Origin of the sequence: Streptomyces roseirectus (assembly GCF_014489635.1) — a bacterium.
GTDB classification, from domain to species: Bacteria; Actinomycetota; Actinomycetes; order Streptomycetales; family Streptomycetaceae; genus Streptomyces; species Streptomyces roseirectus.
In genome coordinates this window covers 2100425-2112756 of record NZ_CP060828.1, presented here as the reverse complement: position 1 = coordinate 2112756, position 12332 = coordinate 2100425, and the positions used below count along the sequence as shown (strand labels likewise).

Below are 12332 nucleotides of genomic sequence, written 5' to 3'. Positions count from 1 at the left end.
CCGGGGGAGGGAGGTTGTGTACCGGCGCGCGCGTATACGGCGGAACCGGCTCGCCGGCAGGACGGCCGGCAAGCGCGAGTGCCTCCCCGGGAACCCCCGTGCTACGCCGGGCGTTGGAGTACCACCACGCTTCGGTCGATCAGGGAGAGCTGGTCGCCGGCGGAGATCTTGGGGGTGGGGGCGGTGAGGGTGGGGTGGTCGGTGTCGAGGACGAGGCGCCATCGGGGGCCGTGGTCGACGGGGACGGTGAAGGTGAGGGAGCGGGGGGAGGGGTTGAACATGAGGAGGAAGGAGTCGTCGGTGATGCGTTCGCCGCGCGGTCCCGGCTCGGAGATGGCGCGCCCGTTGAGGAAGACCGTGAGGGCGGAGGCCGTCGCGGAGGTCCAGTCCTGGTCGGTCATCTCGCGGCCCTCGGGCGTGAACCAGGCGATGTCGGAGAGGTCGTCGTGAGTGCCCTCGACGGGCCGCCCGTGGAAGAAGCGCCGGCGCCGGAAGACGGGGTGCTCGCGCCGCAGCCCGACCAGCGCGCGCGTGAAGGCGAGCAGGTCGCCGTCGTCGTCCTCGGGCCAGTGCACCCAGGACAGCTCACTGTCCTGGCAGTACGCGTTGTTGTTGCCGCGCTGGGTGCGCCCGAACTCGTCGCCGTGGCTGATCATCGGCACCCCCTGGGACAGCATCAGGGTCGCGACGAAGTTGCGTGCCTGGCGGGCGCGCAGGCGCAGCACCCCGGGGTCGTCGGTGTCGCCCTCGACGCCGCAGTTCCAGGACCGGTTGTGGCTCTCGCCGTCCTGGTTGCCCTCCCCGTTGGCCTCGTTGTGCTTCTCGTCGTAGGACACCAGGTCGCGCAGCGTGAAACCGTCGTGGCAGGTCACGAAGTTGACGGAGGCCAGCGGCCGGCGCCCGTCGTCCTGGTAGAGGTCGGAGGAGCCGGTCAGCCGGGACGCGAACTCCGCGAGCGTGCGCTGCTCGCCCCGCCACAGGTCGCGCACGGTGTCGCGGTACTTGCCGTTCCACTCCGTCCACAGGGGCGGGAAGTTGCCCACCTGGTAGCCGCCCTCGCCGACGTCCCAGGGCTCGGCGATCAGCTTCACCTGGGACACCACCGGGTCCTGCTGCACGAGGTCGAAGAACGACGACAGCCGGTCCACCTCGTGGAACTGGCGCGCGAGGGTCGCCGCGAGGTCGAAGCGGAACCCGTCCACGTGCATCTCGGTCACCCAGTACCGCAGCGAGTCCATGATCATCTGGAGGACGTGCGGGGACCGCATCAGCAGCGAGTTCCCGGTGCCCGTGGTGTCCGTGTAGTAGCGCCGGTCGTCCGCCAGCCGGTAGTAGCTCCCGTTGTCGATGCCCCGGAACGACAGCGTGGGCCCCAGGTGGTTGCCCTCGGCGGTGTGGTTGTAGACGACGTCCAGGACGACCTCGATGCCCGCGTCGTGCAGCGCGCGGACCGCCGACTTGAACTCCAGGACCTGCTGCCCCCGGTCGCCCCAGGACGCGTACGCGTTGTGCGGGGCGAAGAACCCGATCGTGTTGTAGCCCCAGTAGTTGTTCAGACCGAGGTCGACGAGCCGGTGGTCGTTGACGAACTGGTGCACCGGCATCAGCTCCAGCGCCGTCACCCCGAGCCGCGTCAGGTGCTCGATCACCGCCGGGTGCGCGAGCCCCGCGTACGTGCCCCGCAGCTCCGGCGGCAGCGCCGGGTGGAGCATCGTCAGGCCCTTCACATGGGCCTCGTAGAGCACCGTGCGGTGGTACTCGGTGCGCGGGGGCCGGTCGTCGCCCCAGTCGAAGTACGGGTTCACCACGACCGACGTCATCATGTGCGGCGCGGAGTCCAGGTCGTTGCGCTTGTCCGGGGCGCCGAAGGGATAGCCGTACACCTCCTCGCCCCAGCGCACCGACCCGCTGACCGCGCGCGCGTACGGGTCGAGGAGCAGCTTCGCCGAGTTGCAGCGCAGCCCGCGCGCGGGCTCGTAGGGGCCGTGCACGCGGAAGCCGTAGCGCTGGCCGGGCATCACCCCGGGCAGGTAGGCGTGGCGCACGAACGCGTCGCTCTCGCGCAGCTCCACCGCCGTCTCCGAGCCGTCGTCGTGCAGCAGACACAGCTCCACTCGGTCCGCGGCCTCCGTGAAGAGGGCGAAGTTCGTACCGGCGCCGTCGTACGTGGCACCGAGGGGGTACGCCTGTCCAGGCCAGACCTGCATGGGACGACTCTTCCAGGTGTGGGACGTGTGGTTGTACGACCGTAGGGCGAACCGGGATCCGTCCAGTTGTCCAACTCGCTGCTCCGCTCACTTCCTCCCCATCCCGAGGGCGATGGATTCAAGGCGGTCCGAAGCGACCCTGTCCATCCGGCTGCACCGCCGACCGCTCCCGGAGTACCCTTCCTTGATCGTTGGGACGGCGGAGCTCAGGTGAGCGGAAGGCGGTGCTTGGGTGGGCTCGGGAGGGCTGGAGCTGCCCCCTGGTGACGAGGGTCACGAGGGCGGCTCGGCGGACGCCCCGCCCGGCACGGTGTCGCTGGCCAGACCCATGGACGCGGGGGCCATCGGACCGGAGCTGGACTGGGACGCCGACGCCTGGCACGAGGTGCGCACCCGCGCGCAGCGCGCCGGCCGGGCCTACATCTGGCTGAACCTCGTCGAACAGCGGCTGCGGGCCGTCGTGTCGGCCGTGCTGCGGCCCGTGTACGAGCCCGTGCACGGCGACGAGTGGGTGGTGGCCGCCGCCGGGCCCGCGGGGCAGGAGTGGGTGCAGCGCGCGGTCGCCGTGCGCGAGGTCAGCCGCCGCAAGGGCTATCTCCTCGACCCGGCCGACGACAACGTCATCTCGTTCCTGACGCTCCCGCAGCTGCGCGAGCTGATGGTCCAGCACTGGCCCTGTTTCGAGCCGTACTTCGACGAGCGGCGCGACGTCGAACTCGCCCTGGACGAGCTGGAGGTGACCCGCAACGTCGTCTCCCGCAACCGGGCGCTGTCCAAGGCGGTGCTGAGCCAGGCGGAACGCGCGTCCGCGCGCCTGCTGGAGATGCTGGGCACGAGCGGTGACGTGCCGTCCGCGCGCCGGCTGCCCGTCGACGCCGTCGAGGACCTGGTCGGCGACCGGTACGCCGACGTCGTCGCCGTCCACTCCGACCGGGTGCGTCTCATGCGGCAGTTCCCCGCCGAGGACCTGTTCGGGGGCGCGCGGCGGATCGACGCCATCGGCATCGGGCTCAACCTCCTCGTGCAGAACTTCTCCGGCCGCCGGCTGGTGCGGCTGGCCGAGTCGGGCAGCCGGGTGCGGCTGCTGTTCATCAACCCCGCCTCCAGCGCCGTCAAACGGCGCGAGCGGGAACTCGGTATGAAACGGGGTGAATTGAGCCGCGCCGTCGAGATGAACATCCTGCACATGCGGCGCGTGCGCTCCCAGTTGCGCGATCCCGGCGCCTTCCAGATCCAGGTGTACGACGAGACGCCGCGCTTCACCGCGTACCTCGTGGACGGGGACGGGGCCGACGGGGTCGCGGTCGTCCAGTCGTACCTGCGGGGGATGCGCGGGATGGAGGCGCCGGTGCTGGTGCTGCGCGGCGGACACCGGGTGGTGAAGGCGGACGGGGCCGACGAGGGCGGGCTGTTCCCGGCATACCGGGAGGAGTTCGAGCTGGCCTGGACTGATTCACGCCCTGTGTCCTGAAATCGGCGGTTCGGTGCGGGGGATGCGGAAGGGGGTCCTCCGATTGTCAGTGGCTCGTGGGAGGGTTGGAGACCACTGGGGGAAGCACCACCGAGAAGGGGGGCCTTTCATGGCCTGGCACCAGGAGCTGATGATCGGGTTCGACCTGGAGACCACGGGGACGGACCCGCGGGAGGCACGCATCGTCACCGCGGCCGTGATCGAGGTCGTGGACGGCGAGGTGCGCGGGAGCCGCGAATGGCTGGCCGACCCGGGGGTCGAGATCCCCGCGGACGCGGTCGCCGTGCACGGCATCAGCAACGAACGCGCGAGCACACAGGGACAGCCCGCCGGAGTCGTCGCCGACGCCGTCGCCCGCGCCCTCGTCGACGCCTGGCGGGCCGGGGTCCCCGTCGTCGCCTACAACGCCTCGTTCGACCTCACACTGCTCTCCGCCGAACTGCGCCGGCACGGACTGCCGTCCCTGCGGGAGCGGCTGGACGGCGAGCCGCCCGCGCCGGTCGTCGACCCGTACACCATCGACCGGCACGTCGACCGCTACCGGCGCGGCAAGCGCAACCTCGAAGCCGTCTGCGCGGAGTACGGCATACGCCTCGACGCCGCGCACGACGCCTCCGCCGACGCCCTGGCCGCCGCCCGCCTCGCCCGTGCCGTCGCAGGACGCCACCCCAAGGTGGGGGAGCTGGGTGTGGCGGAACTGCACCGCAGCCAGGTGGAGTGGTACGCGCAGTGGGCGGCCGACTTCCAGGCGTTCCTGCGGAGAAAGGGCGACGCCGACGCCGTGGTGGACGGGGTGTGGCCGCTGCGGGAGGTCGTGGCGCAGGAGGTCTGAGGACGGCCCGTCAGAACGGGTACCAGCGGACCGACTCGTCGCCCGTGCGCAGGGAGGCGACCCGGCGGCTGAACTCCGTACGGGCCTTGGGGTTGGTGGGGGTGTGCTGGGCCACCCAGGCGCAACTGGCCGTCTCCCGGGCGCCCCGGAGAGTGGCGCAGCCGGACCAGGCGCGGACGTCCCAGCCGTAGGCGGCGGTGAAGGCGTCGTAGGCGGGGGTGGGGAGGGCGTAGCGGTCGTGGGAGAGGGCCATGACGACCAGGTCGTGCTCGCGCAGATCCGTCGAGAACGTCTCCAGGTCGATCAGGACGGGACCCTCGGGGGTGATGTGGACGTTGCGGGGGAGGGCGTCGCCGTGGACGGGACCCGGCGGAAGGTGAGGGGTGAGGGCGGCGGCCGCCGCCGCGAAACCGTCGCGGCGCTCACGCAGGTACGCCGCGTCCGCGGGGTCGATCGCGTCGCCCGCGAGCCGCAGCCAGCGCTCCACACCGGACAGCAGATCGCGCGGGGGCAGGACGAACGGGGGCGCGGGCAGGGCGTGCACGAGGCGCAGCAGCCCGGCCAGGTCGCGGGGTTCGGCGGGCCGCACGGCGTCCGGGAGCCGGTGCCACACGGTCACCGGATGCCCGTCGACCAGCGACGCGTCGGCCGAGGCCGCGCGCACCGCCGGCACCCCCGCCCGCTCCAGCCACCCGGCGACCGCCAGCTCCCGTCGCGCCCGCTCCAGCAGCTCGGCGTCCCGGCCGACCTTCACGACCAGCTCGCCCACCGCGAACACGGCGTTCTCCCCGAGCGCCAGCAGCCGCGCGCCCGCCGCGCCCGCCACCTCGGCCTGAGCCAGCACCTCACGCGCCCGTGCCTCGTCCATCGATCTGCCTCTTTCCACGGGGCGACCGGCCGGCCGCCACTGCCTACTCACCGGGGGCGCGCGGCCGTCGCCGTGCACCCGCCGTTCGTCCTCATCCTCACCGAGGGGCCACCGACGAGAGGGCCCGGCCCGCCCGCGCTGTCCCCCGGCCTGCACCGCCTCCGGCCGGGCCTGTACCGCCTCCGGCCCAGCCCGCGCCGTCCCCCGGCCCGCCCGTACCGCCATGGCGTGCCCTCCGGCGTCCCCCGACCACGACCGCCCCGAGGGCCCCGGAGGACCCCGGAGGGCCCCGTCGGGATTCGGCCACGTGCGCGTCAGTGTCGCATTCCCACTGGTGGGACCGTGCGCGCGGTGTCTTGACGGAGGTGGACGGGTTCACGACCATGGCGGGGCCCGGCGGAAGGGGTGGCGTGTGAGGGTGCGGCAGGGAGTGCTGGACCGGGGCGCGTGGTTTCTGGTGCTGCCCGCGCTGGTGCCGATCCTCGTCCTGAGCGTGGGCCCCCTGCTGTACGGGATCTCCCTCGCGTTCACGGACGCGCAGTCGGGGCGCACGCGGGCCACCCAGTGGATCGGGTCGCTCAACTTCCGGGACCTGCTGCACGACACGCTGTTCTGGGAGTCGTTCAGGATCGGCCTCGTGTGGGCGTTCGGCGTGACGGTCCCCCAGTTCCTGCTGGCGCTCGGACTCGCGTCGCTCCTCAACCAGGGCCTGCGCCTCGGCTGGCTCGCGCGGGCGCTGGCGATCGTGCCGTGGGCGATGCCCGAGGTCGTCGTCGGCATCATGTGGCGGCTCGTCTACCACCCCGACGCCGGGATCCTCAACGAGACGCTGCGAAGCGTGGGGCTCGGCGACGGCCGGGATTGGCTCGGCGGGCTCGGGACGGCGCTGCCCGCCGTGATCGTCGTCGGCGTCTGGGCGGGCCTGCCGACGACGACCGTCGCCCTGCTCGCCGGCCTCCAGAACACCCCGCGTGAACTGCACGAGGCGGCACAGGTGGACGGCGCGGGCGCCTGGCGGAGGTTCCGCGCGGTCACCTGGCCCGCGCTGAGACCGGTCGCCCTCGCGATCACCGCCCTCAACTTCATCTGGAACTTCAACTCCTTCGCCCTGGTCTACGTCCTGACCAGCGGCGGACCCGGCGGACGCACCCGCCTGCCGATGCTGTTCGCCTACGAGGAAGCCTTCCGCTACGGCCAGTTCGGCTACGCGGCGGCGATGGGATGCGTGATGGTCGCGGTCGTCGCGGTGTGCCTGTCGGTGTTCCTCGCCGGACGGCTCACCCGGGGAGCCGAGTCGTGAGGCGGGCGGGGCGCGCCGCGCAGTACGCCGCGCTGCTCGCGTATCTCGCCTTCCTCGCCTTCCCGTTGCTGTGGCTGCTGTCCACCGCGTTCAAACCACCCCGGGAACTGGGCAGTTCACATCCGACCTGGATCCCCAGGGACCCGACGTTCAGCAACTTCCGGCAGGCGTTCGACGAACAGCCCCTGCTGCGCGCCGGGTTGAACTCGCTGCTCGTCGCGCTCGCCGCCGCGCTGATCGCCGTCCTCGTCGCCACCCCGATGGCCTACGTCCTCGCGCGGCGCCGGACGCGGCTCGCGCGGGCCGTGAGCGGGTGGGTGGTCGTCAGTCAGGCGTTCCCGTTCGTGCTGCTGATCATCCCGCTGTTCCTGCTGCTGAAGAACCTGCGGCTGATCGACTCGCCCGCCGGGCTGGTGATCGTGTACGTGGTGTGGGCGCTGCCGTTCGCGCTGTGGATGCTCACCGGGTATGTCCGCGCCGTGCCACGGGAGTTGGAGGAGGCGGCGGCCGTCGACGGGGCCGGGCGGCTGCGGACGCTCGTGTCGGTGACCGCGCCCCTGCTGGCGCCGGGGATCGCGGCGACGGCGATGTTCGCGTTCGTCACCGCCTGGAACGAGTTCTTCTTCGCGCTGGTCCTGCTGAAGACACCGGAGCGGCAGACGCTGCCGGTGATCCTCACGCACTTCATCGGCGCGGAGGGCGTCGCCGACCTCGGGCCGCTGGCCGCCGCGTCGTTCCTCGCGACGCTGCCGTCGCTGGTCGTGTTCGCGTTCGTCCAACGCAGGATCACGGGTGGGCTGTTGGCGGGGGCGGTGAAGAGCTGATGTTCTCCAAGAGGGTGAAACCGCGACGCTTCGGGGCCGGCCCGCTGAACCTCGTTGTCGCGCTCCTCCTCGTCCTCCTCGCGGCCTGCTCCTCCGACTCCTCCGACTCCCGTGACGACGGCCGGGTCACCCTGCGTTTCCAGTCCCTCGCGTGGCAGGACGAGTCCGTCGCGGCCACCAAGGACCTCGTCGACGAGTGGAACGCCACCCATCCCGGCGTCAAGGTCGAGTACGTGCAGGGGAGTTGGGACAGCGTCCACGACCAGCTCCTCACCTCCTTCGAGGGCGGCGAGGCGCCCGACGTCATCCATGACGCCTCCGACGACCTCGCCGACTTCGCGTACGGGGGTTACCTCGCCGACCTGACCGGCCTCCTTCCGCAACGCCTCAAGTCCGACATCCCCGCGCGGAGTTGGGCCACCACGACCTTCGGTGACGGCGTCTACGGCGTTCCCTTCCTCCAGGAACCCCGGGTGCTGATCGCCAACGCGAAGTGGCTGCGTGAGTCCGGCGTCCGCATCCCCACACCCCAACACCCTTGGACCTGGCCGGAGTTCAGGAGCGTCACCCGACAGCTCAGCGGCGACGGCAGGTTCGGCGTCGCCTGGCCCCTGCGCGAACCCGTCTCCGCGACCCTCAACCTCTCCCTCTCGGCAGGCGGCCGGCTCTTCCACCGGGGCGACGACGGCAAGGTCACCGTCCGTATGGACACCGGCGACGAGGTCGTGCCGCGCACGGTCCACGACCAGGTCAACACCGACCACAGCGCCGCGAACTCGACGCTGGGCAGCGGCGGTTCGGACACGCTCCCCGGCTTTTTCGCCGGCAAGTACGCGATGGTCCCGCTCGGCTTCTCCTACCGTCAGCAGATCTCCCAGCAGGCCCCCGAGGGCTTCGAGTGGCAGGTGCTCCCCGCGCCCGCGGGCGCCGCCGGACTCACCCAGGGCGTCAGCCCGCAGACCCTCTCCATCGCCGAGGACAGCCCCCACAAGAAGGAGGCGGCGGCCTTCCTCGACTTCCTCCTGCGCCCCGCGAACATGGTCCGCCTCGCCCTCGGCGACTGGATGCTCCCCACCGGCACGGCCGCCCTGAAGGACCCCGCCCTGCACACCCCGGACCACGGCTGGGCCACCGGCACGGCCCTCGCCGGCCACCTCGTCCCCGCGCCCGCGCAGTCCGTACGCGGCTACCCGGAGTGGAAGGACAAGGTCGCCACCCCCGCGCTCCAGGAGTACTACAGCGGGGCGATCGGCCTCGGTGAGCTGCGCCGGCGCCTGGAGAAGGACGGGAACCTGGTGCTGGCCCGCTACCAGCGCTGAAAAACGCGCCCGCTGCCGGCGCTGAAAATACGTTGCCCGCGCAGGGTCGGTCCGCCTAACGTCGGCCCCGTGGCAGGCATTTGCGCGATCTTCGACACCGGTCTCGGCCGGGGCACCACGCACTCCATTCGGACGCGTCGTGGCCCCGGAACCCCGACCGGTCCGAGGTACGACGCCCGCTGACGGCTGAGCCGCCGGGTCGTCCATCACTCTCACACGCCTGATCGGCGTGCCTTTTTCCTGTCTTCCGGTCGGGGTCACGGCTGCCCGTTTCCCCAAAATCCGGAAGAACAAGGACGTCGGCCATGGCCCGCCCCTCCCGATCCGCGCGTGCGCTCTCGCAGAACTTCCTCGCGGACCGCTCCGCCGCGCGACAACTCGCCCGACTCGCCGTGCCGTTCACGGACCACGCCCCGCTGATGCTCGAAGTCGGCGCGGGCAAAGGCGCGTTGACCGAACACCTCGCCCCGCGCTGCCGCGAGCTGCGCGCCTACGAGATCGACCCCGGGCTCCTGCCGGGGCTGCGCACCCGGTTCGCCGGGATGCCTCAAGTCACGGTGATCGGCGGCGACTTCCTCGCCGCACGGCCACCGCGCACGCCGTTCTCCGTCGCCGGGAACGTGCCGTTCTCCCGCACGGTGGCCATCGTCGACTGGTGCCTGCGGGCGCCCGGCCTCACCGACGCGACGCTCATGACCCAGCTGGAGTACGCCCGCAAACGCACCGGGGACTACGGGAGTTGGACCCTGCTGACCGTCCGAACCTGGCCCCGGTACGAGTGGCGGCTGGTCGGACGGGTCGGACGGACGCGGTTCCGCCCGGCGCCCCGGGTGGACGCCGGGGTGGTGCGGATCGAGCGGCGCCGGACGCCGTTGGTCGCGCCGGGCGCGTACGGGAGGTGGGGCGAGCTGGTCGAGGCGGGCTTCTCCGGCGTCGGCGGCTCCCTGCACGCCTCGCTGCGCAGGGTGTGCCCCAGGCGGAGGGTGGACGCGGCGTTCCGGACGGCGGGGGTGGACCCACGGGCACTGGTGGGCGAGGTGACGCCGGGGGAGTGGCTGCGGCTGTTCGACGTACTGGCGTGAACAACCGAGGGCCCGTCGACTCCTCCTGGAAGTCAACGGGCCCTCGGCCCAGGCCGGTTCACACCCGCGACGGCACCTTCGGCTCTTCTACCGGCTCCGCCGGCGACTCGTCGTGCGTCATGTCCGGCAGCCACCGCAACCACCGCGGCAGATACCAGTTCCGCTCCCCGAGCAGCGCCATCACCGCGGGCAGCAGCACCCCCCGGATGACCGTCGCGTCGATGAGGACGGCCGCCGCGAGACCGACCCCCATCTGCTTCATCGACTGCATGGACAGCGTCCCGAAGATCGCGAAGACGGCGACCATGATGACGGCGGCGCTGGTGACGACCCCGGCGGTGGTGACGACGCCGTGGGTGATGGCGTCCGCGGTGGACCGGCCGCGCACCCGGGCCTCGCGGATCCGGGAGACCACGAAGACGTGGTAGTCCATCGAGAGGCCGAAGAGGATGACGAAGAGGAACAGCGGCAGCCAGGTCACGACCGCCCCGACCCCTTCCGCGCCGACCAGCGAGGCGCCCCAGCCGTGCTGGAACACGGCGACGAGGATCCCGTAAGCGGCGCCCACGGAAAGGAGGTTGAGGGCGATCGAGGTGAGCGCGACGGTGAGCGAGCGGAACGAGAGCAGCATCAGCAGGAACGCGAAGACGACGACGAACACGAACACCGGGGCGACGGAGCCCACGAGTTGCTCGTTGAAGTCGTGCGAGCCGGCCACGTCCCCGGTGACCGGCGCCTGAACTCCCGCCACCGTGCCGAGCGTCGCCGGCCGCACCTCGTCCCGCAGCTTCACCAGGCTCTTGCCCGCCGCGTCCAGATCGGAGCCGCCGACCAGCGGGACATACACGTAGGCGAGATTCTGCCGCTGGTGCACCTTGATCTCGACGGGCCCGCGCGAGGCCCCCGACTCGACCGCCCGCACCTTGAACTCCTCAAGCGCGGACCGGACGTCGGGCGCCGAGATGTCCCGCGCCTTGACGACGACCTCGGCCGGCGCGGTACCCCCGGGGAACGCCTCGTTGACCCGCACGTACGTCTGGACGATGGGCAGCCGGTCCCCGAACTCCTGCTCCAGCGTGAGGTTCTGGGTCTTCATGCCGAGCGCCGGTGCGGTGATCGCGAGGAGCGCGCCGCCCGCGACGGCCACCGACACCCACGGCCGCGCGAGGACCCGCTTCAGGACGGCCGACCACAGCCGGCTCTCCCCGCCCCGGCCGGGCCGCCGGCGCAGGAACGGCAGCCGGCCCTTCTCGACCCGCGTGCCCAGCAGCGACAGCAGCGCGGGCAGCACCGTGACCGAACCGACCATCGCGACGGCGACCACCATCAGCGAGGCCAGCCCCATCGCCTCGAACTCGGCGAGCCCCGTGAACAGCATGCCCGCCATCGCCACGCACACCGTGACCCCGGAGACCACGATCGCCCGCCCGCTGGTCGCCGCCGCGATCCTGAGCGCCGTCTGCGGATCGCGCCCGGCGTCCCGCTCCTCGCGCTCCCGGCGCAGGTAGAACAGGCAGTAGTCGACGCCGACGGCGAGCCCCACCAGCAGCATCACCGAGTCGGCGGTGTCGCTCATCGGCTGGATGTGGCTGACGACGCCCATCAGGCCCACCGTCGCCATGATCGCCGTGAGCGCCAGCGCCACCGGCAGCAGCGCCGCGACCAGTGCGCCGAACGCGATGAGCAGGATGCCCAGCGCGACGGGGACGGCGGAGTACTCGGCCTGCTTGAAGTCGTCGCCGAACGCGTCGTCGAACGTCTTGTTCATGCTGGCGGAGCCGATCTCCTCGATCCGCAGCGTGTCCGCGTGCCGCTCCCGCACGTCGGCCACCGCCTTCAGCACCGGCTCCACCCGCTCGCCGGCGCTCTCGGCCTCGCCGCGCATGTCGAACCGCACGAGCGCGCTGCGCCCGTCCTTGGAGATGGTCCGCGAGTCGTAGGGGGAGGTGACGTCGGTGACGCGGCCGGTCCTGTCGACGGCGGCCATCACCTCCGTCACGGCCCGCCTGAACTCGGCGTCCGTCGCCTTGAGCCGGTCGCCCTTGGCCTGCACGAGGACGGTCTCGCCCGCCGGTTCCTCGATGCCGGCGTCCTTGACGATCGTCGCGGCGGTGCGCGTCTCGCCCTTGAGGCCGTCCGCGTCACCGACGTCCACCCGGCCCATCGCCGAGCCGAGACCCATCGCCAGGACCACGAACAGCACCCAGATCCCCACGGCCGCCCATCGGTGGCGGGCGCTCCACCCCCCGGCGCGGGCCGCGAAGCCCCGCACCCGCACGTCTGCCTTCCCCATGACCGGCCATCCCCCTCGGACCGGGTGACGACCCGCTGTCATCACCTTCGCTTCGAAGGTATGGCCCGGATAAGAACCACTCGTCGTGCTGACCGGTGAAGTGCGGGCCCGCGACGTCATCCCCATGGAGCGCGCC

At 71.9% G+C, this 12332-nt stretch carries 9 protein-coding genes; 6 read left to right on the top strand and 3 right to left on the bottom strand.

The window, feature by feature from the left end; all coding sequences use genetic code 11:
• Nucleotides 1–101: 101 nt before the first annotated feature.
• Complete coding sequence (gene glgX, locus IAG44_RS08665; protein WP_187746546.1) at nt 102–2207, bottom strand: glycogen debranching protein GlgX; 2106 nt, start codon at nt 2205–2207, stop codon at nt 102–104.
• Between the two features lie 232 nt (nt 2208–2439).
• Here glgX and IAG44_RS08660 point away from each other — a divergent pair, with 232 nt between their 5' ends.
• Nucleotides 2440–3678, top strand: coding sequence for an SAV2148 family HEPN domain-containing protein (locus IAG44_RS08660; RefSeq protein WP_187746545.1), 1239 nt, complete (start codon nt 2440–2442; stop codon nt 3676–3678).
• Nucleotides 3679–3787: 109 nt separating this feature from the next.
• A complete protein-coding gene (locus tag IAG44_RS08655) occupies nt 3788–4510 on the top strand; it encodes a 3'-5' exonuclease (protein WP_187746544.1) in 723 nt (240 codons plus the stop codon).
• Nucleotides 4511–4520: 10 nt separating this feature from the next.
• On the opposite strand, the gene IAG44_RS08650 is transcribed toward IAG44_RS08655, so the two are convergent.
• Entirely contained in the window at nt 4521–5378 is an 858-nt protein-coding gene (locus IAG44_RS08650) for a phosphotransferase enzyme family protein (RefSeq protein ID WP_187746543.1), read from the bottom strand.
• A 412-nt stretch (nt 5379–5790) separates the two neighbouring features.
• Here IAG44_RS08650 and IAG44_RS08645 point away from each other — a divergent pair, with 412 nt between their 5' ends.
• The 4 genes from IAG44_RS08645 (at nt 5791) to erm (ending at nt 9903) form a co-directional block, all read left to right on the top strand.
• A complete protein-coding gene (locus IAG44_RS08645) occupies nt 5791–6678 on the top strand; it encodes a carbohydrate ABC transporter permease (RefSeq protein WP_246561583.1) in 888 nt (295 codons plus the stop codon).
• Complete coding sequence (locus IAG44_RS08640) at nt 6600–7502, top strand: carbohydrate ABC transporter permease (protein WP_425508430.1); 903 nt, start codon at nt 6600–6602, stop codon at nt 7500–7502. Before IAG44_RS08645 ends, IAG44_RS08640 begins: the two co-directional genes overlap by 79 nt.
• Nucleotides 7502–8821, top strand: coding sequence for an ABC transporter substrate-binding protein (locus IAG44_RS08635; protein ID WP_187746541.1), 1320 nt, complete (start codon nt 7502–7504; stop codon nt 8819–8821). Before IAG44_RS08640 ends, IAG44_RS08635 begins: the two co-directional genes overlap by 1 nt.
• A 305-nt stretch (nt 8822–9126) precedes the next feature.
• Entirely contained in the window at nt 9127–9903 is a 777-nt protein-coding gene (gene erm, locus IAG44_RS08630; RefSeq protein ID WP_187746540.1) for an ErmE/ErmH/ErmO/ErmR family 23S rRNA (adenine(2058)-N(6))-methyltransferase, read from the top strand.
• A 58-nt stretch (nt 9904–9961) separates the two neighbouring features.
• Here the strand turns inward: erm and IAG44_RS08625 are convergent, their stop codons facing one another.
• Complete coding sequence (locus IAG44_RS08625) at nt 9962–12196, bottom strand: MMPL family transporter (protein WP_187746539.1); 2235 nt, start codon at nt 12194–12196, stop codon at nt 9962–9964.
• Nucleotides 12197–12332 lie beyond the last annotated feature (136 nt).

Excerpts from the sequence above, each read along its gene's own strand:
- glgX (WP_187746546.1), bottom strand. The coding sequence starts at position 2,207 with ATGCAGGTCTGGCCTGGACAGGCGTACCCCCTCGGTGCCACGTACGAC.
- IAG44_RS08655 (WP_187746544.1), top strand. The coding sequence starts at position 3,788 with ATGGCCTGGCACCAGGAGCTGATGATCGGGTTCGACCTGGAGACCACG.
- IAG44_RS08650 (WP_187746543.1), bottom strand. The coding sequence starts at position 5,378 with ATGGACGAGGCACGGGCGCGTGAGGTGCTGGCTCAGGCCGAGGTGGCG.
- IAG44_RS08640 (WP_425508430.1), top strand. The coding sequence starts at position 6,600 with ATGCGTGATGGTCGCGGTCGTCGCGGTGTGCCTGTCGGTGTTCCTCGC.
- IAG44_RS08635 (WP_187746541.1), top strand. The coding sequence starts at position 7,502 with ATGTTCTCCAAGAGGGTGAAACCGCGACGCTTCGGGGCCGGCCCGCTG.
- erm (WP_187746540.1), top strand. The coding sequence starts at position 9,127 with ATGGCCCGCCCCTCCCGATCCGCGCGTGCGCTCTCGCAGAACTTCCTC.
- IAG44_RS08625 (WP_187746539.1), bottom strand. The coding sequence starts at position 12,196 with ATGGGGAAGGCAGACGTGCGGGTGCGGGGCTTCGCGGCCCGCGCCGGG.